The 23,902-nt window shown below is 64.0% G+C and carries 23 protein-coding genes; 8 read left to right on the top strand and 15 right to left on the bottom strand.

Annotated features, from left to right (window positions below):
• Window positions 1–15: 15 nt before the first annotated feature.
• The 7 genes from AB4037_RS20055 to AB4037_RS20025 form a co-directional block, all read right to left on the bottom strand.
• Window positions 16–1,767, bottom strand: a complete 1,752-nt coding sequence (locus tag AB4037_RS20055) for an ABC transporter permease (RefSeq protein ID WP_441772713.1) — start codon at window positions 1,765–1,767, stop codon at window positions 16–18.
• A 90-nt stretch (window positions 1,768–1,857) separates the two neighbouring features.
• On the bottom strand, window positions 1,858–2,175 hold the full coding sequence (locus tag AB4037_RS20050; protein ID WP_441772712.1) for a hypothetical protein: 318 nt from the start codon (window positions 2,173–2,175) through the stop codon (window positions 1,858–1,860).
• Between the two features lie 704 nt (window positions 2,176–2,879).
• The gene (locus AB4037_RS20045) at window positions 2,880–3,677 is read right to left on the bottom strand and encodes an ATP-binding cassette domain-containing protein (RefSeq protein ID WP_434955296.1); all 798 of its coding nucleotides are present in this window, start codon (window positions 3,675–3,677) and stop codon (window positions 2,880–2,882) included.
• Window position 3,678: 1 nt separating this feature from the next.
• Window positions 3,679–4,665 (bottom strand): ABC transporter permease, encoded by a 987-nt coding sequence (locus AB4037_RS20040; RefSeq protein WP_434955295.1) that lies wholly within the window; start codon window positions 4,663–4,665, stop codon window positions 3,679–3,681.
• Window positions 4,666–4,951: 286 nt separating this feature from the next.
• Window positions 4,952–5,971 (bottom strand): substrate-binding domain-containing protein, encoded by a 1,020-nt coding sequence (locus AB4037_RS20035; protein ID WP_434955294.1) that lies wholly within the window; start codon window positions 5,969–5,971, stop codon window positions 4,952–4,954.
• 149 nt (window positions 5,972–6,120) lie between these two features.
• Window positions 6,121–7,683, bottom strand: coding sequence for an FGGY-family carbohydrate kinase (locus tag AB4037_RS20030; protein ID WP_441772711.1), 1,563 nt, complete (start codon window positions 7,681–7,683; stop codon window positions 6,121–6,123).
• Window positions 7,684–7,883: 200 nt separating this feature from the next.
• Complete coding sequence (locus AB4037_RS20025; RefSeq protein ID WP_441772710.1) at window positions 7,884–8,927, bottom strand: LLM class flavin-dependent oxidoreductase; 1,044 nt, start codon at window positions 8,925–8,927, stop codon at window positions 7,884–7,886.
• A 120-nt stretch (window positions 8,928–9,047) separates the two neighbouring features.
• Between AB4037_RS20025 and AB4037_RS20020 the strand changes: the two genes are divergently transcribed.
• The gene (locus AB4037_RS20020; protein WP_434955291.1) at window positions 9,048–9,515 is read left to right on the top strand and encodes a winged helix-turn-helix transcriptional regulator; all 468 of its coding nucleotides are present in this window, start codon (window positions 9,048–9,050) and stop codon (window positions 9,513–9,515) included.
• On the opposite strand, the gene AB4037_RS20015 is transcribed toward AB4037_RS20020, so the two are convergent.
• From AB4037_RS20015 to AB4037_RS20005, 3 genes are all read right to left on the bottom strand, one after another.
• Window positions 9,487–9,996, bottom strand: a complete 510-nt coding sequence (locus AB4037_RS20015; RefSeq protein ID WP_434955290.1) for a hypothetical protein — start codon at window positions 9,994–9,996, stop codon at window positions 9,487–9,489. The genes AB4037_RS20020 and AB4037_RS20015 overlap by 29 nt on opposite strands.
• A 122-nt stretch (window positions 9,997–10,118) precedes the next feature.
• A complete protein-coding gene (msrB, locus tag AB4037_RS20010; protein WP_441772709.1) occupies window positions 10,119–10,595 on the bottom strand; it encodes a peptide-methionine (R)-S-oxide reductase MsrB in 477 nt (158 codons plus the stop codon).
• 115 nt (window positions 10,596–10,710) lie between these two features.
• Window positions 10,711–12,882 carry a right-handed parallel beta-helix repeat-containing protein gene (locus AB4037_RS20005; protein WP_441772708.1) on the bottom strand — a complete coding sequence of 724 codons (2,172 nt, stop codon included), beginning with the start codon at window positions 12,880–12,882 and terminating at the stop codon, window positions 10,711–10,713.
• 391 nt (window positions 12,883–13,273) lie between these two features.
• On the opposite strand from AB4037_RS20005, the gene AB4037_RS20000 reads away from it, so the two are divergent.
• The 4 genes from AB4037_RS20000 (at window position 13,274) to AB4037_RS19985 (ending at window position 14,921) form a co-directional block, all read left to right on the top strand.
• Complete coding sequence (locus AB4037_RS20000) at window positions 13,274–13,639, top strand: Rap1a/Tai family immunity protein (RefSeq protein ID WP_434955287.1); 366 nt, start codon at window positions 13,274–13,276, stop codon at window positions 13,637–13,639.
• A gap of 256 nt (window positions 13,640–13,895) precedes the next feature.
• Complete coding sequence (locus tag AB4037_RS19995; RefSeq protein ID WP_434955286.1) at window positions 13,896–14,222, top strand: ArsR/SmtB family transcription factor; 327 nt, start codon at window positions 13,896–13,898, stop codon at window positions 14,220–14,222.
• Window positions 14,219–14,650 carry an SRPBCC family protein gene (locus tag AB4037_RS19990; protein WP_441772707.1) on the top strand — a complete coding sequence of 144 codons (432 nt, stop codon included), beginning with the start codon at window positions 14,219–14,221 and terminating at the stop codon, window positions 14,648–14,650. The genes AB4037_RS19995 and AB4037_RS19990 overlap by 4 nt, the downstream gene beginning before the upstream one ends.
• 58 nt (window positions 14,651–14,708) lie before the next feature.
• A complete protein-coding gene (locus AB4037_RS19985) occupies window positions 14,709–14,921 on the top strand; it encodes a hypothetical protein (protein ID WP_434955284.1) in 213 nt (70 codons plus the stop codon).
• Between the two features lie 32 nt (window positions 14,922–14,953).
• Here AB4037_RS19985 and AB4037_RS19980 read toward each other — a convergent pair whose 3' ends face one another.
• Window positions 14,954–15,367: an ACT domain-containing protein gene (locus AB4037_RS19980; protein ID WP_441772706.1), complete on the bottom strand. Its 414-nt coding sequence runs from the start codon at window positions 15,365–15,367 to the stop codon at window positions 14,954–14,956.
• A gap of 176 nt (window positions 15,368–15,543) precedes the next feature.
• Window positions 15,544–16,479, bottom strand: coding sequence for an arginase (gene rocF / locus AB4037_RS19975; protein WP_434955282.1), 936 nt, complete (start codon window positions 16,477–16,479; stop codon window positions 15,544–15,546).
• Window positions 16,480–16,604: 125 nt separating this feature from the next.
• Here rocF and AB4037_RS19970 point away from each other — a divergent pair, with 125 nt between their 5' ends.
• Both AB4037_RS19970 and AB4037_RS19965 read left to right on the top strand, forming a co-directional pair.
• Window positions 16,605–17,042: an Lrp/AsnC family transcriptional regulator gene (locus tag AB4037_RS19970; protein ID WP_434955281.1), complete on the top strand. Its 438-nt coding sequence runs from the start codon at window positions 16,605–16,607 to the stop codon at window positions 17,040–17,042.
• A 171-nt stretch (window positions 17,043–17,213) separates the two neighbouring features.
• Window positions 17,214–17,768, top strand: a complete 555-nt coding sequence (locus AB4037_RS19965; protein WP_441772705.1) for a GNAT family N-acetyltransferase — start codon at window positions 17,214–17,216, stop codon at window positions 17,766–17,768.
• Here the strand turns inward: AB4037_RS19965 and AB4037_RS19960 are convergent.
• The 3 genes from AB4037_RS19960 to AB4037_RS19950 are packed head-to-tail and all read right to left on the bottom strand — an operon-like array spanning window position 17,737 to window position 22,999.
• Window positions 17,737–20,790 carry an efflux RND transporter permease subunit gene (locus AB4037_RS19960; RefSeq protein WP_441772704.1) on the bottom strand — a complete coding sequence of 1,018 codons (3,054 nt, stop codon included), beginning with the start codon at window positions 20,788–20,790 and terminating at the stop codon, window positions 17,737–17,739. The genes AB4037_RS19965 and AB4037_RS19960 overlap by 32 nt on opposite strands.
• Window positions 20,787–21,872, bottom strand: coding sequence for an efflux RND transporter periplasmic adaptor subunit (locus tag AB4037_RS19955; protein ID WP_434955278.1), 1,086 nt, complete (start codon window positions 21,870–21,872; stop codon window positions 20,787–20,789). Before AB4037_RS19955 ends, AB4037_RS19960 begins: the two co-directional genes overlap by 4 nt.
• Window positions 21,869–22,999, bottom strand: a complete 1,131-nt coding sequence (locus AB4037_RS19950) for an efflux RND transporter periplasmic adaptor subunit (protein WP_441772703.1) — start codon at window positions 22,997–22,999, stop codon at window positions 21,869–21,871. The genes AB4037_RS19955 and AB4037_RS19950 overlap by 4 nt, the downstream gene beginning before the upstream one ends.
• 378 nt (window positions 23,000–23,377) lie before the next feature.
• On the opposite strand from AB4037_RS19950, the gene AB4037_RS19945 reads away from it, so the two are divergent.
• A complete protein-coding gene (locus AB4037_RS19945; protein ID WP_434955276.1) occupies window positions 23,378–23,899 on the top strand; it encodes a TetR/AcrR family transcriptional regulator in 522 nt (173 codons plus the stop codon).
• Window positions 23,900–23,902 lie beyond the last annotated feature (3 nt).

Here is a 23,902-nt window from a genome sequence, read left to right as displayed (position 1 = left end):
GATATCTCCGGAAGATCAGTCGAGGCGCAGGCGGCGTTCCGCGAAGACGTAGAGCGGACGCCACAGCAGGCGGTTGAACAAGGTGACGAAGAGCGACATCACGGCGATGCCGAGTACGACGCGCGGAAAGTCTCCCGCCTCGGTCGCCCTGGCGATGTAGGAGCCGAGGCCATAGGCCTCGAGCTTGGTATTTCCCCAGCTCACGAGTTCGGCGACGATGCTGGCGTTCCAGGAGCCACCCGAAGCCGTGAGGGCGCCGGTGACGTAATAGGGAAAGATCCCGGGCAGGATCACCCGGCGCCACCAGGTCCAGGACCGGATCTGGTAGACCGAAGCCGCCTCCCTGAGATCGGTCGGAAAGGCGCTTGCGCCGGCGATGACGTTGAACAGGATGTACCACTGGGTTCCCAGCACCATCAGGGGCGACAGCCAGATGTCGGGACTTGCCCCGGTCGCGACGATGGCGATGACGGCGAAGGGAAACAGCACGTTCGCCGGGAAGGCGGCCAGAAACTGGGCCAGGGGCTGAACCCGCTCGGCCAGAGCCGGGCGCAGGCCGATCAGCACGCCGATCGGCACCCAGATCAGGCTTGCCACCGCGATGAGGACGATGACACGCAGCAGCGTCGCGAGGCCGCCGCCCAGCGCTTCGAGCGCGTCGTTCCAGGACAGCGTCTGGCGCATATAGGCAATCGCCACCCAGATCCCCCAGGCCGTGACGGCCAGCACCGGGCCAAACCAGAGGCGATCGATCAAAGGCGAGGTCGCCCGTCCGGACCGAAAGGATGCCTTGTCCGATCGTCCGACGCGCACCAGCATCAGGCGCTGCCAGATCCAGGCCAGCGGCGCGATCAGGCGCTTCACCAGCCTGGTATGGCGGATGAGATCGTAGACCCAGGACCGCGGCCTTTGCTGGCTGGCCGTCTGCTCGACCCGGAACTTGTCGGCCCAGGCGACCACCGGCCGGAACAGCAATTGATCGTAGAGCATGATCAGGATGCCCATGGTCGCCACGGCCCAGCCGACTGCAACGAAGTTCTTCTGGTCGATGGCGAGCGCCAGGAAAGAGCCGATGCCGGGAAGCTGCACGGTCGTATTGCCCACCGTGATCGCCTCGGAGGCGACCACGAAGAACCAGCCGCCCGACATCGACATCATGGTGTTCCAGATCAGCCCCGGCGCCGCGAACGGCGCCTCCAGGCGCCAGAAACGCTGCCAACCGGACAGCCTGAAGCCACGGCTCACCTCGTCCAGGTCTCCAGGCACCGTGCGCAGGGACTGGTAGAAGGAAAAGGCCATGTTCCAGGCCTGGCTGGTGAAGATCGCGAAGATCGAGGCACACTCCGCCCCGAGCTGGCTGCCGGGAAACAGGCCCATGAAGAAGGTGACCGTGAAGGTCAGGAAACCCAGCACCGGAACCGACTGCAGGATGTCGAGGGCCGGGATGATGATCAGCTCGGCCCGCCGGCTCTTGGCCGCCAGCGTGGCCACCACGAAGGTGAAGACCAGCGAGGCGATGATGGCGGCGAACATGCGCAAGGTGGTGCGCAGCGCATATTCCGGCAGGCGGGCCGGATCGAGCGAGACCGGAGCCCCCGAGAGGGCATCGAGCGGTGTCCGCATCGCGGCAGCGCCGTGCAGCACCAGGGCGATGAGCGCGATCACCAGCCCGCAGGCGATCAGATCGTAGAGATTGGGCAGGAGGCGCCCGCGGGCAAAAGCTGCGACTGAGCGCTGACCGGAACGGTCATGGGGTAGGAAAACCATGGCGAACCTCGTTGGAGGGCAAGGTCGGAAAAGGCGGGATGTCGGGAGGCAGACGGGCTCTGGACGCAGGAGGCTCCTCCCGAGACACGCTCAGTGCGTGCCGGCCATCCCGGCGCATTTCGAACAAAGGGATTGGGAGGCATCCGTCTCTTCACCGGCGCCGGACAGGCTCCAGCGGCATTCGAGCCGCCCCGTATCCGGATTCAGGTGCCAGGATGCCAGGAGACCGCTACGGATCGCGCCAGGGCGCTTTTCCATCCGACCGGATCGGAAAGACGCATCCAATTCCTTGAATGATGCGCCAGGTGCAACCGCACGGGCCTTGGCCTGGAAGGCAAGGATGACGGCGCCGCGAACATGCGGCGTGGCGGCCGAGATACGGCCGCGGAACGGAATGACGTTGTTCATGTTTCACCTCGTCGGGCCGCCTTTGGCCAGACCCGCGAGGCAAGCCGGCGCGGACTAGAGCAAAACGCTTTAGAGCCGGCCGGTCATCGCCCGGCGCGCGAGACCGCCGGCGTTCCAGATCGATGGCGCACCCCTCCGGCGACGGCCTAGGACCGAAGCCGGACGGCTACTGCGATCGTTGTCCATGTGCTTCCACAGCTGATTTTTCGATGGATATCCAAGGTGTCGGGCACCGCGAATACAGAGCCCTTCTGTCATTGCCCCAAAGCAGGGTCAACCGTGCCTTGGTGTGTGAGAACCATACCTTGGTATGGGCTTATGGAGGCGTACGAACGCCGGGCGGCATCGTTCGACGTACAGCGTGTAATAGCCGCATCCACGGTAAATAAGGTGCGACCCGCCTTCTCCACGCAGTGGGGAAGGCGGCCCGGCGAAGCCGGGTCGGATGGGGTGTGGCGTGCCGCGCAGTATCCTTCGAAGGTTGGCACGACGGTCGTGCCAGTCTTTTGAGTTCCGTGCGCTGCCCGCTACACCCCATCCGTCATTTCTGCGAAATGAACAGCCACATCTTCGTTTCGAAGATGTGGCGGACTTCCCCACTTCGTGGAGAAGGCGGGTTGCGCCTTGTTCTGCCCTATCTCAGACCATTGCGAGCTACAAATCCCGGCCACGACGTACGATCCGGAAGCAGCGCTTCGGCGGCATCACCCCTGCCCGCGCTTTTCGAAATCCTCGACCTTGATTGCGCCGGTCATGATGGCCACCACGTCGGCCATCGAGTGGGTCTTGGGGCTTACCACGGCGGCCCGGCGGCCCAGGCGCATGATGTGGATGCGGTCGGCCAACTCGAAGACGTTGGGCATGTTGTGGCTGATCAGCACGACGGGCAGGCCGCGATCGCGGATAGTGCGGATCAGTTCCAGCACCTGGCCGGTCTCGCGCACGCCGAGCGCCGCCGTCGGCTCGTCCATGATCGCCAGCTTCTTGGCGAACAAAGCGGCGCGGGCCACCGCCACGCCCTGGCGCTGGCCCCCCGACAGGGCTTCCACGGCATTATGGATCGAAGGCAACCGGAACTTCAGTTCCGCCATGGCCTTGCGCGCTTCCTCGCGCATGCGTGTCTTGTCGAGGCGACGGAACACGGAGCCGAGCACGCCGGGCATGCGCAGCTCGCGCCCGAGGAAGAGATTTGAGGAAATGTCGAGAGCTGGCGCCACCGCCAGATCCTGGTAGACGGTCTCGATGCCACGATGGCGGGCATCGAGCGGCCCCTTGAAATGCACCGTCTGGCCGTCGAGCAGGATCTCGCCGCTGTCGGGCCGCAGCGCTCCGGTCAGCGCCTTGATCAGGGAACTCTTGCCGGCGCCGTTGTCGCCGACAACGGCAAGGATCTCGCCCCTGCGCAGCTCGAAATCCACCCCGTCAAGCGCCGTGACATGGCCATAGCGCTTGATGATGTTGCGGGCCTCGAGAATGACCTCGGAAGAAGAAGGTGCCGTCATATCAGCGCCTCCCGCGCGAGAGCTGGTCGAAGGCTACCGCCACGATCACCAGCACACCCGTGATCAGGTCCTGCCAGAGCGGATCGATGCCGGCGAGCGTCAGGCCGTTGCGCAGCACGCCGACGATCAGCGCGCCGATCAGCGTGCCGATGATGCCGCCGCGGCCGCCGAACAGCGAAGTACCGCCGATCACCACGGCGGTGATCGAGTCGAGATTGGCCGTCTGCAGCGAATTGGGATCGGCATTGGGAATGCGGCCGAGCGCCAGCCAGGCGGCGATGCCATAGAGCAGGCCGGCGAGCACATAGACCGAAAGCAGGTGCCGGCGGACCGGGATGCCGACCAGCCTTGCCGCTTCGGCATTGTTGCCGATGGCATAGACATGGCGGCCCCATTTGGTCTGGTTCAGGAGATACCAGACCAGGGCATAAAGCAGCAGCATGGCGATGACGCCATAGGTGACCACGAAGCCGCCGATCACCTCGCCATTGCCCGTCCAGCTCAGGAATTCATCGTCGACCGGAAAGGCACCGCCGGCCGAGATCAGGCGAAGCGCAGCCGTGATGATGCCGAGCGTGCCGAGCGTGACGATGAAGGGAGGCAGCTTCAGGCCACTGATCAGGCCGCCAGCGACGGTGCCCGACAGGGTGCAGAGCAGGATTGCCACGCCCATGGACAGGACCGGATCATAGCCGAGCGCCGCCATCTTGCCTGCGATGATGGTGCCGAGCACGCAGATCGCGCCCACGGCGAGGTCGATGCCCGCCGTTAGGATGATCAGGGTCTGGCCGATCGCCAGCGTGCCGACCACCACGGTCTGCTGCAGGATCAGCGATATGTTCTGCAGCGCAAGGAAGCGCTCGTTGATGCTGGCGAAGATGACGCAGAACAGCGCCAGTACCAGGAAGGGTCCAGCCGAAGGCACCGCGAAGATACGCGCCAGGAGGCTGCGCTTCTCTTCGGGCGCGGGAACCGTGGTCGTGCTCATACAATCCTCGACGATACGGATGGCGGTACGCATCCCCTGGCCAAGCCGAATAATGCGCGAGTATCCTTCCCCGGTTTCGGGGATGGTGGACCGGCAGAGCCGGGCCGGAAGGGGGAGAGTAGCGCAACCTGACAGATTATGGCCCTGTCACGCCCCCTCCCCCTTCCGTCATTTCTTTGAAATGCCACCTTCCCCGAAAAGCCGGGGAAGGAAAGCCTGCGCTCTATTCCGAGCACGCAGGGTATGCGGGTATACCGGTTCCAACAAAGTGAGATACCAGTGCGGCTTATTCGCCGCCCCAGCAGTTCTTGAGGCCCCAGGCGGTGTCCTTGGAATCGAGGCCCGACATTGGCTTGTCGGTGATCAGTTCCGAACCGGTGTTGATGAAGCCGCTCGGCTTCTTGCCGGTCTTGGCGTATTCGGCGACGGCATCGACGCCGGCGACCGCCATCTTGTAGGGGAACTGCATCACGGTCGCGGCGACCTTGCCGGACTTGACGTCCTTCACGCCCTGGCAACTGCCGTCGATCGAGGTCAGCATCACGCCCTTGGCCTTGCCGAAGGATTTCAGCGCCGCATAGCCGCCGGCCGCCGCCGGCTCGTTGATGGTGTAGACGACGTTGATGTCGCCATTCTTGGACAGGAGGTTCTCCATACCGGTCTGGCCCTTGTCCTGCGCGCCATTGGTGATAGCGGAGCCGGCGATGACCGGGTCGCCCTCCTTGATGCCGAAGCCCTGCAGATAGCCATTGTGGCGGAAGGTATCGACCGTGCCGCCCGGCGTGCCGTCGAGCATGGCGAGCACCGGCTTCTTGTCGCCCAGGGCCTTCTTGGCATAGGTGCCCTGCTTCACGCCGGCCTCGAAATTGTCGGTGGCGTAGGTGGCGTCGACCGCATCGGCAGGATCGGTCGCCGTGTCGAGCGCGATCACCAGGACGCCGGAGTCGCGGGCCTTCTTGATGATGCCGAGCATGCCGGTCGAGTTGTTGGGCGTCACCAGGATGCCCTTGGCGCCCGCCGAGATGAGATCCTCGATCGCTGCGACCTGGCCTTCGTTGTCGCCGTCGAACTTGCCGAAGCGGGCGATCAGCTTGATGCCCTTCTTCTTGGCTTCGGCCTCGGCGGCCTGGCGCAGCTTGACGAAATAGGGGTTGACCTCGGTCTTGGTGACCAGGCCGACGATCACCTCCCCTGCCGCCTGGGCCTTGTCGGCCACGGCGAGGGACGAAAACACGGCAAAGCCGAGGGCGGCCGTGGTGGCGAGAGCAGTGGATGCGAAGATGCGGCTCAGGCGGAGCGCTGACATGAAATCCTCCCAGATTTATGAATGGAGCTTAGCGCTCTCTTCTCGACGATGGCCTTTCCATCGTAGGCTGCGGATTAATGCATCATCGCTGAATGAATGCAAATATATTTTGCCTGTTTTCAGGCATAACATTCCGTGTGTCTTCCTGGCTATCGCGGATTGCCGATCCGGTTGAGCGCATGCATCGCGCCACGCAAGGATGTATCGCCTGCCAGCGCGGCATAGTTGCGATAGAGATCGGCATAGACGGATGCCGCCCCGGCCCCGGGCCGATAGATCTTGAATTCGCGCGCGCCGAACCGCGCCGCGCCTTCCGGATAGTCGGCGACCACGCCGGCCGCGACCGCGCCATGGATGGCGGCGCCCACCGCTGTGGGATTGTCGATCTCCGGCACCCCGACCTCCTGCGCCAGGACATCGGCCATGATCTGCACCAGCAGGGGGTTGTTGCGGGCCAGGCCACTCGACAGGATGAGACGATCGATGTGAAAGCCTCCGGCAACGAAGAGGTCCCGGATGCTGCGCGCGCCATAGGCCAGGGATTCCAGCAGGGCCCGATAGATGCCGGCAGCCGTCGTGCCCGTGGTCAGACCAACGAGCAAACCGCTCAAGCCTGAATCGGCCAGGGGCACGCGGTTGCCGCTCCACCAGTCGAGCGCCAGGAGGTGATTGGAGCCCGGCACCAGGCCGGCTGCCTCGGCATTGTAGAGCCGGAAATTCTCCGCCGTCTCCGCAGCGCGCGGAAAGGTTTTAACGAACCAGGCGAGCGTATCGCCGAAACCAGCCTGCCCCGATTCGTAGCACCACAGGTCCCGCACCGATCCGTCGAAGGCCACGCCCTCGATCCCCTGTGGCAAGGGCCGGAACTGCCGCCCCAGCATCAGATAGACGGCGGAGGTACCAAGCGCCCCGACGAGGCAGCCATCGCTGACGCCGCCGACGGCCGGCAGGACGACGTGGGAATCGATCACCGCCACGGCGATCGCCGCCTGCCCGAGAATGCCGGTGCGTTCGCGCCAGGCCGGCGATAAGCCCCCCGCCGAGGTACCGACCCGCCGGGGCTGCGTCAGGCGATCGGCGAGATCGGGAACGATGCCGTCGGGATAGCCCGCTCCTTCGGCATATTGCGCCTTGTAGGCGGCAAAGCCGAGGCTGCGTGTTTCCGCGCCCGTCAATTGCCAGACGAGCCAGTCACCCGCCTCGATGAAGCGTTCCGTCTCGTGCCATAGCTGCGGCGCCTCCTGCGCCAATTGCGCCGCTTTTGCCAGCAGCCATTCGGCCGAGAGTTTCCCGCCGAAATTGTCAAGGAAGGCCCCTCCCCGAGCATTGATGGCCTCGGCCTGCGCCTGGGCTGCCCCATGCTTCCACAGCTTCACATAGGCATGCGGCTCTCGCGGGTGGAGGCGGGAGAGCGGCACGCCCTCGGCCGTAACGGGCAACGGCGAACTGGCGGTGAAGCCGAGGCCGATGCCTTCGATCTGCCTGTCTCGGCCGAGAGCCGAGAGGATCGCCTGGGCCGTCTCGACATAGTCGTCCGCGTTCTGGAGCGCCCAGAGCGGCGGCAGGGCCGGACCATCCGGCAGGCGGGTCATCACGCCATGCCGATAGGGCAGCGCATGGCTGGCGACCTGCTCGCCGCTATCGGCATCGACAAGCACGCCACGTGCCGATTCCGTGCCATAGTCGAGGCCGATCAGATAGCGACGTGTCATGGCTGGGCCTTTCCTGCAAGAGCGGTTTGCGGTCTGGCGGGACCGCCAAGAATCGCAAAGACGCGTCGAACCGAAGAGTCCAGAGCAAAACGCGTTCACACTTGAACGCGTTTTGCTCTGGTACAGGCCCAGCTTAGGCGCCAGCCCCAGCAAAGCAACACTTTTGTATACTTTCAAGCAAAAGTGTTGCTTTGAGATCCCTATGCCGGGACGGGAGCCAGCGCCTTGCGGACGGCGGGGGCGACCACGGTACCGAACAGCTCGATCGATTTCATCATCTTGGCATGGGGAATGCTGCCCATCGAGAACTTGATCAGGAAGCGCTGGTGGCGGAACAATTCGTGTTCGGCCAGGATCTTGTCGATGACCTGCTGGGGATCGCCGACGAAATCCGAACCGCGCGGCGCGCGCGACGCCTCGAATTGCGCCCGGCTCAGCGGCGGCCAGCCGCGTTCACGGCCAATGCGGCCCATGACGTCGGCATAGTAAGGAAAGATCTCGTACGCTGCCTTGTCGCCGTCCTCGCCGATATAGCCATGCGAATTGATGCTGACCGGAAGCTTGGCCGGATCGTGCCCGGCCCGGCGCGCCGCCTCGCGATAAAGCTCGACCAGCGGCTTGAAGCGAGCCGGCTCCCCGCCGATGATGGCGAGTGCCATCGGCAGGCCGAGCGTGCCGGCGCGGATCACCGATTGAGGATTGCCGCCGACACCGACCCAGATCGGCAGAGGCTGCTGGACCGGCCGCGGATAGACGCTCTGGCGGTCGAGCGGCGCGCGATGCTCGCCCTGCCAGCTCACCGTGGTCTGTTCGCGCAATTTCAGCAGCAGTTCCAGCTTTTCCGTGAACAGGCTGTCATAATCCTTGAGGTCGTAGCCAAAGAGCGGGAAGGACTCGATGAAGGAGCCCCGCCCCGCCAGGATTTCGGCCCGCCCGCCCGACAGAAGGTCCACGGTCGAGAATTCCTGGAACACCCGCACCGGATCGTCCGAACTCAGCACGGTAACGGCGCTGGTGAGGCGGATGCGCTTGGTGCGCATAGCCGCCGCCGCCAGTAGTACCGCGGGGGTGGAAGCGGCAAAATCCGGACGGTGATGCTCGCCAATGCCGAAGACATCGAGACCGAGCTCGTCGGCAAGCTCGACCTCCTCCATCAGATTGGCAATGCGCTCCTCGGCGCCGATGACGGTGCCGGTGGCGGGATCCGCGGTGGTTTCCGCGAAGGTGTACAGGCCGAGTTCCATATGTATCGCGCCTCACCGGGAACGAAGCGTCCCGGGTTTTCCAGGTTGAAATTTTCTGGTTACAAAACGTAACTGAGGCTAAATATGGTACAGGCATGTAAGGCACAAGGAGGCACATTCATGGCCGTAGGTGACATGGGTGTAACCGGCATGAACGAGGACAAGGGCAGCCTCACCGAGAGCTGCCGGCCGGTCACCGAGATCCTGTCGCGCATCGGTGACAAATGGAGCATCCTGATCGTGATGGCGCTGAGCCAGGGGCCTTTGCGTTTCAGCGAGATCAAGCGCCGGATCGACGGCATCTCCCAGCGCATGCTGACGCTCACACTGCGGGGCCTGGAGCGCGACGGCCTCATCAGCCGCAGAGTGACGCCCAGCATTCCGCCGCGCGTCGACTATGAGCTCACCGAACTCGGCCATTCCCTGCGCATGCCGGTGAATGCGCTCGGCCAATGGGCCTTCGCCAACCGCGCCGCCATTTTGGAGGCGCGTGCGATGTTCGACCGGACCTGTCCAGTCCAGCGGGCAACCACACTGGATGAGCAGCGCGCGCCGGCGGCTATTCGGCCGGCGCCACAGCGAGCTTGACGGTCTGCGCCTTCACGCCGCTGATCTGCAGGGAGACCGGCCCCGGCTGCAGGTTGAAGCGCACGCTCTTGCGCAGGCCTGTGCAGGCCTTCTGGCCCGTCGCGGCCGAATATTTCACCGTTGCCCCAGCCTGCACGACGTCGATCCAGCCCTCTTCCGAGAGCGTGACCTGATAGAGGCCGGCTTTTTCGATCGGCGGCAGGGTCAGCAAGGCCCCATAGGTATCGGTTGCCGGCTTGCGGCCGGACGTCACGGGAAATTTCAGATCCGACACCGGGCTGAGCTGGAGGTCGGCGGCCCCGTCGACCTTGGCCAGCGTTGCGCCCGAAGCCAAGGTTGGCGGTGAGGCCTGGAACCAGCCCTGTTCCCGCGTAAGCGACCATTTGAACGGCTTGCAGGCCGTCGTCTCGGCCAGGACAGGCCCGGTTTGCAGGGCAATCAGCGCCATGAGGGCCAGGCCGGCGCGGCTGAAGGTGGGCATTGCGCAATCTCTCCGAAAGGAAGGAATGCGCAATCATACCTTGGCGCGTGCCAGAAACAAGAACAATTCACGAACAAATTACGGCCATGCCTCGAGGGCCGTTTCTTTTCAGAAGCGACTTATCAGGCCCTGCCGGGCACGAAAACCAAAGCCAGCCCATTGATACAATAGCGCAGCCCCGTCGGCTTCGGACCATCGTCGAAGATATGGCCAAGATGCCCCTCGCAACGGGTGCAGGCGACCGCGGTCCTGACCATGCCGAGACTGGTGTCCCGGCTGGTGCGTACCGACCGGCCGATCGGAGCCCAGAAGCTCGGCCAGCCGGTACCGCTGTCATATTTGGTCCGGGACGAGAACAGGGCCGCGCCGCAGCCCGCGCAGACGAAGCGCCCTGCCCGCTGTTCATGCAGCAACGAACTGGTGAAGGCCGGTTCGGTACCAGCCTCTCGCAGAATGGCGAAACGGGATGGCGTCAGCCGCCGGCGCCATTCATCATCGCTGAGCGCAAGGCGAGCGGGACCCGCCGCAGCCGCTTGCGTGAAGGCGAAGCTCGTGCCTCCCAGCAGCACGAGGCCCAGAAAATCGCGGCGTGTCGGCATGGGCAAGTCTCCTCGCAGGATGGTCGTCAGACCCCTCCCCTATCCTACGACAACCGCCCCCGCCTTGTTACCACTCCTGGCTCCGCTCCGACGTGGCCACCCTCATCACTGGCGGTTACAGGCAATTCGCTTCGAAATTGCCGGCGTTGAGTTCGCTGCCATTGAGCGTGAGCCTGGAACCCGCGGGCTGGGTGAGCGAGCCATTGACATAGGAACCGAAACTCGAGACCAGGCAATTGCGGGGCGTGCCGGAAACCGCCACGTCACCACGGATGTCGATCGCCGGGCCCATGAAATAGAGCCCCGCCGTGCCGGCCTTGTCGACGCGCATATTCTCGAAGCTGACATTCTTTACCGGACCGCCCAGGAAATCCCAGTCACTGCCATAGATGAAGGCACCGTAGGTGCCGGCATTCGAGATCGAGACGTTCTTGAAATGGATGTCGGAGACCGGGTTGAGGAAGATGCCGGCATTGCGGGTGCCGTCGACCGTCAGGCCATCCACGCGCACATTGGTGGTCCTGGCCGCCTCTGGCAGGGTCGAGGCCGTAACCAGCATCAGTCCATTGATGCCGCCCTTCAGGTTCATGTCCCTGATGGTGACATCCGAGGTGCCCTGCAGCACCACCAGATCCATGTCCAGGCCCTGCTGGGAATTGTCGACACCGACCTTGTTCATCGTCACCCCCTTGGCGGCGACCAGCAGCACGCCTTCGCGCCGCGAGCGGCTGATGGCGACATTGTCGATGCTGATGTTCTCTGCCACATGGGTGATGACAACAGGCCAGTCGCTGTCGTCGATACGGCTGCCGATGAAGATGCCGTAGGTCACGCTGTCGATCGCCGTGTCGCGGATGGTGAGATCCCGGCTGCCGAGAGCACTGATGGCCGCATGGGGCGCGCGGTTGGGATTGCCAACAGCGAATTCGCATTCGCTGTTGTTGTCGCAGATATAGAGGTCATGAATCCTGGCCCCATCGATAAGAGCGCCGGTGACGTTGTCGAGCCGAATGCCGTCGCCCGCCGTGCGGCTGATATCGACGTCACGGATCGTCAGATTGCTGGCGCCACTGCCGGCAATGCCGGCCAGCCCGCCCGAGATCGCCAGGCTGGCGACTTCGCTGCCGCTGGCCATGGTGACGACATTGGCCAGTGGGCTGCTACCCGTCAGCCGGGCCGTCGGCCCCTGGTTGCGGAACACGGTTTCTTGCCGGCTGGAGGCGCCGCGCACGGCGATCCCACCGCCCCCGCCGAGCAGATGCTGTCCCTGACCCAGTTGCAGCGACTGGTCGAGGGCAATCTCGCCATTGGCGAGCACCAGTGCGTTGTCGCCGCCCGCGGCAAGCCTGTCGTTGATCACCGCGGCACGACCGCTGCCGGAGGTAATCTTGACGACCTTGCCGACGGCCTGGCCGCTGGCGACATATTCGGCCCGCTCGATCGGGCCGGAAGCGCCGGCATAGGTGCGCACCAGGCTGGCGCGCTCGACGCGCTGGAACATGGCGTCGAAGGCGCCGTCTCCACCACGCGCGCTGCCGCCCAGCGGCACGCGCAGCCGGGCCGTCAGGCCGAACTTGGTGCGGTCCTCCCTGTCGTAGGAGACGGAGGCGCCGAGCGCGAAGGTCGCCCCGGGAAGGCCCGGCACCTTGGCGAAGGTGATTTCCGTCCGGGCCTTGACCCCGGGGATATCGTCGACGCGACTGCGGCCGTCATACCAATAGGCGCCGCCGAACACCTTCACCTGCGCTGCCATCTCCTCCAGGAAATCGGGCACACGGAAACCGACTTCCGCATCGCCGCCTGCCCGGGCAAACTCGCGGCCGGCCTGGAAACGCAGCTCGTCCCCGGAGACAAAGGCGCGGCTCAGGCCGGGCAGATAGGCCTCCCGGCTCCCGGGCAGGTAGACATTGGCGCGACCCTCATAGGCCGGGCCGATCGCCTCGACGCCGAAGGACCACTGATTGAAGCGATTGCCATAGTCGCTCTTGAAGAGATCGAAATAACCATAGGTGCCGATCACCCAGTCCTGCCCGAAGCGACGGCGATAGCCCAGGCCGAGGGAGGCCTGCCGGGCCGAGCCCTTGGCGAGCCTGCCGCTGGCATCGAAAAAGATGCCATTCCGATCATCGATGAGAAATGGCAGGAAGACGCCGATGCCTCCATAGCCCTTGTTCTGGATGAGGCCGCCCTCGATCTCGACCAGTGGTTGCTGCATCTGCGCGAAGGCATGGCTGGAGAGAGCGGTGCTGGCGAAGAGAACCGCGGCGAACAAGCTCGAAGATTTCATGATGAAAGACAAGATTCCAATTAACGAGCCGCTGATAGGCCTGAAAATTGCTAAAATCCAGTACTATCTAGAAATAATTATCTAGAACACTCAATTCCAATAAAATATATACTTAAGATCAAAGAAAATATGTGCAGAATTTAAATATTACAAACAGAACGAAGCCTTCGAACGGAAAGTTTCCCTCAGTGGTTACAACTTCTCCTGGATGACGCCTGGAGGCCTAAGGCTGAAATCCGGTATCGTCACTCCGCCTGAGAAAGATGAGCACGATGCCCCCCGAGCTTGGTGCATCCCGGGCTAAAGCGCACCTGGGTACAGGCCTTGATTGACCATGTAGCCCCGGAAATGTCAGCTTGCCGGGAACCAGCTGGCACATGGAGGATTTCCCATGGTGAGAAAATTCCTGCTTTCAGCCCTTTGCCTGACCGGCTTATGCGTGCCCGCGGCGGCCCAGACCCTGCCGAACAGCGGCGACTATTATCGCGCCGCATGCCGCAGTCTGGCGGCCAATACCGCGCCGACGCCAAATGAACTCGTACTTCCCTCCTTGGACTGCGCCATCGAGATCGAGGATCTCGCCTCGATGGGGCGCCTGCTGACCTCGGATAAGCGTATCTGCAAGCCGGTCGACGTCTCTGTTGCACAGACGGCAGCCGTCGTCTCCGCCTTCCTCGATGCCCATCCAGACCGGCTCAAGGAACCCTTCGTGGTCCTTGCCACCACGGCCCTGCAGGAGAAGTGGCCCTGCTCCTGACGCTTGCGGCGTCGGGATAGCGCGCCGCTGGATGACATCTGCAATGGCATCGGTGGCATTCTGCTCCACCCGATCCAGCGCCTCGTTTTGAGGCGTCTCCTTTGCGAAAGGCAGAACTGCCTTTCCAGAGGGTGCCCTGGGCTGCCAGTTTCGAGCCATATCATGGATCGACGGCGATCTCCCTCTTTGCTGCAGACTTGACGAATTCATAACTCCTCAGCTATGAATTAAATCCATAGCTGAGGAGTTATTGATTTTGACGCCGCTCTCCCCCGACCTCCTGTTCAGAACGCTCGCCGATCCGACCCGGCGGGCGATCTTCGAGCGCTTGTGCCGCAAGGGAGAGCAGACGGTCGGAGCCCTCACGGCCCATGCCCGGGTCTCGCAGCCGGCCGTCTCGAAGCATCTTGCGATGCTGAAACAAGCCGGGCTGGTCCGCGACCGCCACGAAGGCCGGCAGACCCATTATTGCGCGCAACTCGGCGCCCTCAGCCCCCTCATCGACTGGGCAAGCCAGATGACGCAATTCTGGGAAGCCCGGTTCGACGATCTCGAAGATTTGCTGAACAGGATGGACCAATGACCAACAGCGCGAGCGAAACCCGTACCGTCGTCGTCGAGCGCGAGATTCCGCATCCGCCCGAAAAGCTTTGGCGCGCCCTCACCCAACCCCACCTGATCGAGGAGTGGTTGATGAAGAACGACTTCGACGCGGTTGTCGGTCATCGCTTCAATCTGCGCGGCGAATGGGGCGGCGTACTCGACTGCGAAGTCCTCACCGTCGAGCCGCATCGGAGCCTGTCCTATAGCTGGAATTTCAGCCATGACGATGCCGCCTACGATCTGAAAAGCGTGGTGACCTTCACGCTCACGCCTACCGGCGCGGGCACGCATCTGCGCATGGAGCAGGCGGGCTTCCGGCCCTCCCAGCGCCAGGCCTATGGCGGCGCCAAGACCGGTTGGCAGCAGTTCCTCGCCAATCTGGAGCAGGTCCTGGCGCGGTCGGAATAAGCCTTGGCCCCTATACCATCGCGGGTTACCCGCTCGATATCGACAAAGGGAGGCTTCCTTGAACATCAATGCCTGGATTCGACGGACCCATCGCTGGCTGTCCATTGTCTTCACATTAAGCGTGATCGCCAATTTCGTTGCCATGGCGTTAGGCGAACCGCCTGCCTTCGTGGTCTATGCGCCCCTGCTGCCGCTCTTCCTGCTGCTGTTCAGCGGCCTCTATATGTTCGTGCTGCCCTATGTCGCTGGAGCAAAGCGCGTTCATGACTGAGCGGCTTTTGCGCGGCGGGTGATGGGGCGACGTCAGCCCCCAGCCTGCCGCTGTGCGGCCTCCAGGATGGCGACGGCACGCTCGGCCATCCCGGCAGGAAYGAAGACGTGATCGTGATGATAGGCGGCCACCATGTTGCAGGGGATTCCGGCGTCAGCCAGGGCGGAGGCGACCGCGGCCGTCAATCCGACACCATCGAGCGCCGAGAAAACCTCCAGCTCGATGCGTTTCATCGCCATGGCGGTGTCGAAGCCCAGGGTGGCGGCTTCTTCCACCAGCAAGATCAAAGTGACGCCTTCCTCTTCCCGGAAGAATGACAGAGCCTGCCTGGCAGCCGCCTCGATCACGGCCGGCGAGGTCGTGGTGCAGAAGACAAAGTCCCCTTCCTTGAGGCGTGGGGTCATTCCGGCAATCATGGCCCCGGTATCACGAACACTGTGTGGCATGCGGCCTCCCTGAATTGCCGGTCCGCCTCGGCGAAATCGCGACGCGGGTCTCCCGTCCCCGATACTACAGCGAAAGATTTGATTTCCGGGTTTTTTGCGAGCCTTGCCGATCGAATGAATGGCCAGGCTCGCAGGAACGGTTGAGAAAGCGCCGAAATCAGCAAGAGAGCTGAAGGCTAGGCCGTGCCGGCGCGGGTCGGCCGATCCATCACGCGGCGCCCCATCAGGCTGGCGACGAGATCGACCATCAGCAGAGCCGTGCGGCCACGATCGTCGAGGAAAGGATTGAGCTCGACGAGATCGAGGCTGGCGACCAGGCCGCTGTCATGCAGCATCTCCATGATCAGATGTGCCTCACGGAAGGTCGCACCACCCGGCACCGTGGTGCCGACGCCCGGCGCGATGCCGGGATCGAGGAAATCGACGTCGAGGCTGACATGCAGCACCCCGTTCGCCTCGGCCACGCGGCTCAGGAAGGCCTGCAGCAGCGGGCCGACGCCATGCTCGTCGATGGCTCGCATGTCATGCACGGTGACGCCGGCAGCGGCGAGCGCCGTCCGTTCGGCCGGATCGACGCTGCGGATGCCCATCATGCAGATGTGGTCGGGCTTCACCGGTGCAGCAAGCGGGGGAAAATAGCCTTCGAAGCCCGGCTGGCCGGTGGCATAGGCAACCGGGCAGCCGTGGAGATTGCCGCTCACCGTCGAGTCCAGCGTGTGAAAATCGGGATGGGCGTCGAGCCACAGCACGAAGAAGGGCCGTCCCGTCTCGGCTGCCCGGCGGCTGAAGCCCGCCAGCGTGCCGGCGGCCATGCCGTGATCGCCACCGATGACGATCGGCAGGCCTTCGGCCCCGAGGCGATAGGCCGCTTCGGTGAGAGCCTCGGTCCACGCCACCACTTCGGGCAGGTGCTTGATGGCGGGATTGGCGTGGCGGATCGCACGCTGGGGAGTGGGAGTGAGATTGCCGCGATCCTCGACGCTGTGGCCGAGTTCCTGCAGGGCACCGGCCAGGCCGGCGGCCCGAAAGGCGCTCGGGCCCATGTCGCAGCCGAGCCGCCCCGTGCCTTCCTGCAGTGGCGCACCCAGCAAGATACAATGTTTCGAAGTCATGAGAGCCTCTTGAAAATCGGCGGCAGTCTATCGCCCAGGCTTGGCGGTATGAACGATGCAAATTGGCAAAAAGCTCAATATACCTTATCGAATTGGCATAAACTCATGATCATTTCGGCAGGCTCATGGACGACATCGACCGCCAGCTCCTCACCTTGCTGCGCCATAACGGCCGGCGCAGCATTTCCGACCTCGCCGGCGAACTCGGCCTGTCGCGCGCCACGGTGCGGGCGCGGATCGAGCGCATGGAAGCCCAGGGCGACATCATCGGCTATACGGTGATCCTCAAGGCCGACGCGATCGCCATGCCGGTGCGCGGCATCGTGATGATCGAAGTTGAAGGGCGGGCAGCCGACCGGGTCATCGACATCCTCGGCGGCTTTCCGGAAATCAGTGCCGTGCATACCACCAATGGCCGCTGGGACATCGTGGTGGAGTTCGCCACCCTCAATCTCAGCGACCTTGACGCCGTGCTGCGTCGCGTGCGCCTGATCCAAGGCGTCACCGCCTCCGAGACCCACCTGCTGCTCGCCACGCCGCGCACTACGCAAGCTCGATTGTAGAACGTCTCCGGCAGGGCGGCTGCTTCCGCCCCCTCACGCCAACGATACTTTCATCCCGCCCGCTGCTGTGCTTGACTGGGGTGCCAGAGGCCTTGCCGGTGGATATCCCGGCGATATCTACCGCGGATCGCAGTCCCATGGAGACCCAGCACAAGCTTTCGGAGTGATGGAATGAGCGCAGTCAGCATCCGACCTGCCCATCTCGACGATGCCAGAGCCATGGCCGACCTGCATGTCGCGGTCTGGCGCCACACCTATCATGCCCTCGCGCCCTCCAAGGCCTTCGTCGTGCTCGACGAAGAGCATCGCTTCGCCAGTTGGCACAAGCGGCTGACCTCGGCCGCTACAGACCAGATCGTGCTGCTGGCCGAGAGCGGAGCCGGACTGGTCGGCTTTGCCGCGGCGGGCCCCCCCTCGCAGGCGATCTTCGACGGACGCAGCGAGATCAAGCACCTCTATGTCGATCCGCTGCACAAGCGCCAAGGCATCGGGCGAACCCTGCTCGAGGCCATCGCGGCACGGCTGGTCGAACAGGGACGCCGAAGCGCCGCCATCGGCGTCGTCGCCGGCAATCAGCCGGCGATCGCCTTCTACGAGGCGCAGGGCGGCAGGAAAGCTGGATCCTATACCGATCCCGGCCCGCTCTGGCGCTCGCATAACCTCGTCTATGCCTGGGACGATCTAGAGGCGCTCGTCAGGCGGCAGCCGGTGTCTTCGGCTCCTTGATCCGGTACCAGGCCACGTAGAGGGCCGGCAGGAACAGGAGCGTCAGCACGGTCGCCACCAGGATGCCGCCGATCATGGCATAGGCCATCGGTCCCCAGAACACTTCGCGGGCGATCGGAATCATGCCCAGACTCGCAGCCGCGGCCGTCAGCATGATCGGGCGCATGCGGTGGACGGTTGCGTCCACCACCGCCGTCCAGCGATCCATGCCCTCTTCCTCGTGATCCTCGATCTGTTTCACCAGGATCACCGAATTGCGGATGATGATGCCGATCAGCGAGAGAATGCCGAGGATGGCAACGAAGCCCATCGGCTGGTTGAAGGGCAGCAGGCCGAGCACCACGCCGATCAGGCCGAGTGGCGCCACGCTGACCACCAGGAACAGTTTCTGGAAGCTCTGGAGCTGGATCATCAGGATGGTCATCATGGTCAGAAGCATGATCGGCACGATGGCGATGATCGGTCCCTGGCCCTTGGCGGATTCCTCCACCGCGCCGCCGACCTCGAGCTTGTAGTGGTCGGGAAGCTGGGCCTTGAACTGCGCCAGTTTCGGCGCCAGGCGCTCGACCACGGTCGCCGGCTGGACATTGCCTTCCAGCGCCGCCCGCACCGTGATGGTGGGCAGGCGTGAACGGCGCCAGACGATCGGCTGCTCCATGCCGTAGCCGATATTTGCCACCGCCCGCAGCGGCACCACCGTGCCGCCGGAAAGCGGGATCTGCAGGTTCTCCAGCGTCTCCACCGAATTGCGCTGGTCCGCCGTCGCCCGGCCGACCACGTTGATCAGATAGATGTGGTCGCGCACCTGGGTGAAGGCGGCCCCCGCCAGCGTGCCGTTGAGGATGGAGGCGATGTCCTGCGAGGTGACGCCGAGCAGCCGGGCCTTGTTCTGGTCGACCTCGACCTTGAGCACGCGCGCCGGCTCGTTCCAATCGAAGGTGATGGTGCCGAGATTGGGATCGGTCGCGATCAGGCCGGCCAGCTTGATCGCCTGCTCGCGCACCTTCTGGATATCGGCGCCGCTGACGCGATATTGCACCGGGCGCCCGACCGGCGGGCCGAGCTCGAGCGGATGCACGAGAATGTCGATGCCGACGAACTTGTCGCGCGCCAGCACCTCCAGCTTCTTCTGCACCCGATCTCGCGCCTCGATATCCTTGGTGACCACGACGGCCTGGCCGAAGAAGGGATTGGAGAGCTGCTGGTCGAGCGGCAGATAGAAGCGCACGGCGCCCTGGCCGATATAGGAACTCCAGCGCACCACGTCGCCATCGCCGGCCAGAGCCTTCTCGAAGCGGTCCATCTGCGCCTTGGTTTCGCCGATGGCACTGTTCTGAGGCAGTGTCATGTCGACCAGGAGTTCAGGCCGGTCGGATGAGGGGAAGAACTGCTGCTGCACATGGCCCATGGCCACGACAGAGGCGCCAAGCAGGCCGAGGCAGATTGCAATGGTGACCCAGCGCCATCGCATGGCCGCGAGCAACGCGCTCTTGAAAGCGGCGGCGAAGCGGCCCGGCTTCTCGTCGTGCTTCTTCATGGTGGCCGGCAGCACCGTCACGCCCACCAGCGGCGCAAACAGCACGGCGACGATCCAGGACACCAGCAACGCAACCGCGATCACCACGAACAAAGTGAAGGTATATTGACCGGCCGAGCTCGAATTGAGCCCGATCGGGATGAAGCCGGCCACCGTCACTAGCGTGCCGGTCAGCATCGGAAAGGCGGTCGAGGTATAGGCGAAGGTCGCAGCCTTGAGGAGGTTGTCACCCGCCTCCAGCCGGCTGATCATCATCTCGACCGTGATCATGGCGTCGTCGACCAGAAGGCCGAGGGCGATGATCAGCGCGCCCAGCGAAATGCGCTGCAGGGAGATGCCGGTATATTCCATCACCAGGAAGACGATGGCCAGGACCAGGGGAATTGAAATCGCAACCACCAACCCGGCACGCAGGCCGAGGCTGACGAAGCTGACCGCCATCACGATGATCACGGCTTCGAGCAACGCCCGGGTAAAGCCGGAGATCGCCTCCTCGACCACCGCCGGCTGGTTGGAGACCAGATGCACGCCGACGCCGACCGGCAGGGTCGCGGTAACCTCGGCCATGGCTTCCTTCAGGTCCTCGCCGAACTGGAGGAGGTTGCCGTTGGGCGCCATGGCGATGGCCAGGCCAATGGCGGGCTTGCCATCGAAGCGAAACAGAGAGCTCGGCGGATCGACATAGCCGCGTGTGATGGTGGCGACGTCGCTCAGGCGGAAGAAGCGGTCATTGACGCGCAAATTGATGGCACTGAGGTCCTGTTCCGACTTGAAGCCGCCATCGACGCGCACACTGACGCGGTCCTGGCCCGCCTGGATCACACCGGCGGCCGATACGGAGTTCTGCGCCTGCAGGGAGGCGATCACCGCCTGGCGGTCGAGCCCGAGACTGGCAAGACGCGCGGTGTCGAAGTCGAGATATACAACCTCGTCCTGCGCGCCGAGAATCTGGGTCTTGCCGGCATTGGGCACCGCGAGCGCACGGTCGCGGACCTGCTCCACATAGTCGCGCAGTTGCCGGAAATCGATGCCGTCGGCGGTGAAGGCATAGACATTGCCGTAGACGTCACCGAACTCATCGTTGAAATACGGTCCCTGCACACCGCTCGGCAGGGTGTACCAGATATCGTTCACATGCTTGCGTATCTGGTAGAAGGCATCGCTCAGCGCCCGGCCATTGGTGGTGTCCTTCAGGTTGACCATGATGGTGGCCGTACCGGGCCGGGTATAGCTCTTGGTGTAATCGAGCGCGCCGATCTGCTGGAGTTCCTTCTCGACCCGGTCGGTGACCTGGTTGAGGGTCTCCTCCAGCGTCGCCCCCGGCCAGTTCACCTGGACGACCATGGTCTTGATGTCGAAGGAAGGATCCTCCTCGCGGCCGAGCCGGACATAGGAGAGGGCGCCGGCGATCACCGAGGCGATCATCAGATACCAAATGAAGGAGCGATGCTTGAGCGCCCAGTCGGACAGGTTGAATCCGCTCATTTCTGCCCCTCTGGGTTCTGGCTGCGCTTGAGATCGATGGCCTGGCCGGCCTGCAGAGTGCCGACGCCGGCCTCCACCACGATGTCGCCGTTCTCTATGCCATCCACAACGGCATAGCCCGCCTTGCGGGAGACCAGCTTCACCGGCCGGGCCGTGACCACGGCCTTGACCGGATCGACGATCCAGACCGATGGCTTGTCGGCAGGGCCAGCCAGAGCCGAAACCGGAACGGCGATGTAGGGAGCGACCTTTCGCGTGGCCGAGACCGAGATGGTGGAGCCGAGGCGGAAGGCATTGGGTGGATCCTGCAGCGCCAGGCGAGCCCGGCGGGTGCGTGTCACCGCGTCCGAAGCGGGGGCGAGCTGGCGCAGCGTGGCGGTCGTACGGATGCTTGGCTCGCCCGCAAGGACGACGTCGAAGCTGGCATAGGCCTTGAGTTCGTCCGACAGATAATCCGGCACATCGACCACGGCCTCGCGCACATCGGGCCGGGCCAGGGTGACGATGATGTCGCCGGCCGACACCACCTTGCCGACATCCGAATTCACGGCGGTGATCACCCCCTCATAAGGAGCCACCAGTTCGGCATAGCCGAGGACATTCTGGGCCTGCCGCAGCGAAGCCTCGGCCTGGGACACCTTGGCTGCGGCGGTCTCGCGGGCTGCCACCGCCGTGTCGACCTGGGCCCGGGAAGCCGTTTCGGTGACCACGAGGGCACGGCTGCGGTTCTCTGTCAGCACGGCATTGGCGAGCTGTGCCTTGGCGTTGGCAAGGTCGGCCTGGGCCGATTGCACGGCGAGCCGCAGCAAGGTGGCGTCGACGGCCGCCAGCCTGGCGCCCTGCTTGACCCTGTCGCCGACATTCACTTCGCGCGCGATGATGCGCCCGCCGACCTGAAAGCCGAGATTGGTCTGGAAACGGGCATCGACACTGCCGACGAAAGGCCCGAAACTCGCCGTATCGACGCTGCGGGCCGTCAATGTCAGCACCGGCCTGGCAGGCTCCTGGGCGAAAGCCACGGCCACGGGAAATGCGCCGATGAGCAGCGCGGATATCGCAGCGCCGAGTGTGGTTGGCCTCATTGCCCTTGCTCCAAGACTGTTTCCACGCTCTGGACGGGTTTCTCGATCTGGACAGTCTCGACAATCTGGCCGGGGCGCAGCAACTGGCCGCCCTGCACGACGACGGCCTCGCCATCCTCGAGCCCGCCCGACAGCACGACGTCATGCGTGGTGTAGCGGTCGAGCGTGACCGCGCGCGGCTGCGCCTGATGTTGATCGGCTGTCACGGTCCACACCGCCGGCTTGCCCTGCCATTCGAACAGCGCCGAAGCCGGCAGCACGAAACGCCGCTGCGGGGCAAGGCTCGCCTCACCACGCACTGCCGTGCCCAGCGACATGCCGGGTGGCGTCTCCTTGAGGCCGATCTTCACCCGGATCGTGCCCTTGCGGGCATCGACGATGGGCGAGACCTCCCGGACATGGCCGGTGGTTTTCACACGAGGGTCCGCTACCAGCGTGATGCCGACTTCGGGCGAACCCGGCGGCTTGTCGATCAAGGCTTCATAGACGTCGAAAACCGCGTCTCGTGGCCCGTCCTGCGCAATGCTGACCACGGTCTGGCCGGCCTGCACCACCTGCCCCGTCTCGGCGTTGCGTGCCGTCACCGTGCCGGCAACACCCGCGCGAAGATCAGCGTAGCCGAGCTGCTCCTTGGCCTGTTCGACCTGGGCCGTCGCGGCCGAAACCGACGCCTGTGCCACACTCAGATTCTCCTGCGCCGCATCGAGGGAACTTTGCGAGGTGGCATTGCTGGTGATCAGTGTCTTCTGGCGCTGATAGGCTGCCTGGCTCTGCTGCAGTTGCGCTTGCGCTGAGGCAAGGGCAGCGTTGGCGGTGTCGAGGGTGATGCGTTGTTCCTGCCCGTCGACGCGAGCCAGTACCTGGTCCGGCGTGACATGATCGCCGACATCCACCAGCCGCTCGATGATGCGCCCGCTCACGCGGAAAGAGATATCGCTCTGCACCTGGGCCTCGACATCGCCGGTCAGGCTGACGCTCGGCCGGTAATCTGTGGCCCGGGCCGTGACGATGCCGACGCGCGCCGGCGGCCCTCCGCCCCAGGCGATAGCAGGCGAGAGCACCGCGACCAGGCCTCCGAAAAGAAGGGCACGGCGCAATTGCATGGGATTGCCGAGGTTTGAGATCATCGTCGCCCTCGCTGTTTCATGCGAATGTCGTTCGATTGGGTCGTTTCGACGGGAAGGCCCGAGCCCTTGCAGTCCACGCATCGCCCTTGCCGCTCCGCAGCGTCCGGAGCAAACCGTGTTCAAACGGAAACACCGTCCTGCTCCAACTTCTTGTTTCGACGCGACTCTGCGATTCAAGGCGATTCCGCCAAATCGCAAAACGCTTTAGGAAGATCACTCAGCCAGCAGCGGGACTCTCCGCTTGCACAGCGTTCCCATATCAATTAAAAACAAAACCGTCCAGACGGTTTTTATTATATCGAGATCGTTTCAGGAATTATGCCCCAGACTCCTCCCCCGCCCCAAACTCTTCGCGCGCGCAAGTTGCAACGGCGCAGCATGGAAACCATCGGGCAGATTCTGACCGCTACCGTCGGCGTGATCGAGCGCGTCGGCGTTCACAACCTCACCATCGATCTGGTGGCGGCGGAAGCCGGCGTCAGCAAGGGCGGTGTGCTGCACCACTTCCCGACCAAGACGGCCCTGATCGTCGCCGCTATCAGCCAGGACATGGAAACGCTGATGATGGAAATCGACGAAACCGCGGGCTCGACCGTGAATTTCGCCTCGGCCTTGGCTCAGTTCGCCCGCCGCATCGCTCTGGAGGAAGGCGGCGTGTCGCCGGCGTTCCTGGTGACCGCCGCCGAAATCCCGGAAGCGGCCTCCGTGCTTGCCACCATGTTCAGCACATTGGTCGAGAGGGCAAACAAGGACGGCAAGGCCGGGAGCATCGACTCAACCCTGGTGCTGTTCGCGTCCTACGGCATTCTCATCAGCCTGGGCATGAAGTCCTTCCAGCCGAGCGCGGAGCAATTGGCCACCCTGTTCGAGAAGCTGGACAGCTTCGCCGCCAAGGCCTGATGT

The sequence above is a fragment of the Labrys sp. KB_33_2 genome, assembly GCF_052114505.1.
In the GTDB taxonomy this organism is placed as follows: Bacteria; Pseudomonadota; Alphaproteobacteria; order Rhizobiales; family Labraceae; genus Labrys.
Note: the sequence above shows the minus strand (reverse complement) of the source record. Positions and strands in the feature narration are given on the sequence as shown.

What these genes read in the sequence shown, in the direction of transcription:
- AB4037_RS20055 (WP_441772713.1), bottom strand. Translation starts at nt 1,767, where the DNA reads ATGGTTTTCCTACCCCATGACCGTTCCGGTCAGCGCTCAGTCGCAGCT.
- AB4037_RS20050 (WP_441772712.1), bottom strand. Translation starts at nt 2,175, where the DNA reads ATGAACAACGTCATTCCGTTCCGCGGCCGTATCTCGGCCGCCACGCCG.
- AB4037_RS20045 (WP_434955296.1), bottom strand. Translation starts at nt 3,677, where the DNA reads ATGACGGCACCTTCTTCTTCCGAGGTCATTCTCGAGGCCCGCAACATC.
- AB4037_RS20040 (WP_434955295.1), bottom strand. Translation starts at nt 4,665, where the DNA reads ATGAGCACGACCACGGTTCCCGCGCCCGAAGAGAAGCGCAGCCTCCTG.
- AB4037_RS20035 (WP_434955294.1), bottom strand. Translation starts at nt 5,971, where the DNA reads ATGTCAGCGCTCCGCCTGAGCCGCATCTTCGCATCCACTGCTCTCGCC.
- AB4037_RS20030 (WP_441772711.1), bottom strand. Translation starts at nt 7,683, where the DNA reads ATGACACGTCGCTATCTGATCGGCCTCGACTATGGCACGGAATCGGCA.
- AB4037_RS20025 (WP_441772710.1), bottom strand. Translation starts at nt 8,927, where the DNA reads ATGGAACTCGGCCTGTACACCTTCGCGGAAACCACCGCGGATCCCGCC.
- AB4037_RS20020 (WP_434955291.1), top strand. Translation starts at nt 9,048, where the DNA reads ATGGCCGTAGGTGACATGGGTGTAACCGGCATGAACGAGGACAAGGGC.
- AB4037_RS20015 (WP_434955290.1), bottom strand. Translation starts at nt 9,996, where the DNA reads ATGCCCACCTTCAGCCGCGCCGGCCTGGCCCTCATGGCGCTGATTGCC.
- msrB (WP_441772709.1), bottom strand. Translation starts at nt 10,595, where the DNA reads ATGCCGACACGCCGCGATTTTCTGGGCCTCGTGCTGCTGGGAGGCACG.
- AB4037_RS20005 (WP_441772708.1), bottom strand. Translation starts at nt 12,882, where the DNA reads ATGAAATCTTCGAGCTTGTTCGCCGCGGTTCTCTTCGCCAGCACCGCT.
- AB4037_RS20000 (WP_434955287.1), top strand. Translation starts at nt 13,274, where the DNA reads ATGGTGAGAAAATTCCTGCTTTCAGCCCTTTGCCTGACCGGCTTATGC.
- AB4037_RS19990 (WP_441772707.1), top strand. Translation starts at nt 14,219, where the DNA reads ATGACCAACAGCGCGAGCGAAACCCGTACCGTCGTCGTCGAGCGCGAG.
- rocF (WP_434955282.1), bottom strand. Translation starts at nt 16,479, where the DNA reads ATGACTTCGAAACATTGTATCTTGCTGGGTGCGCCACTGCAGGAAGGC.
- AB4037_RS19970 (WP_434955281.1), top strand. Translation starts at nt 16,605, where the DNA reads ATGGACGACATCGACCGCCAGCTCCTCACCTTGCTGCGCCATAACGGC.
- AB4037_RS19965 (WP_441772705.1), top strand. Translation starts at nt 17,214, where the DNA reads ATGAGCGCAGTCAGCATCCGACCTGCCCATCTCGACGATGCCAGAGCC.
- AB4037_RS19960 (WP_441772704.1), bottom strand. Translation starts at nt 20,790, where the DNA reads ATGAGCGGATTCAACCTGTCCGACTGGGCGCTCAAGCATCGCTCCTTC.
- AB4037_RS19955 (WP_434955278.1), bottom strand. Translation starts at nt 21,872, where the DNA reads ATGAGGCCAACCACACTCGGCGCTGCGATATCCGCGCTGCTCATCGGC.
- AB4037_RS19950 (WP_441772703.1), bottom strand. Translation starts at nt 22,999, where the DNA reads ATGATCTCAAACCTCGGCAATCCCATGCAATTGCGCCGTGCCCTTCTT.
- AB4037_RS19945 (WP_434955276.1), top strand. Translation starts at nt 23,378, where the DNA reads ATGGAAACCATCGGGCAGATTCTGACCGCTACCGTCGGCGTGATCGAG.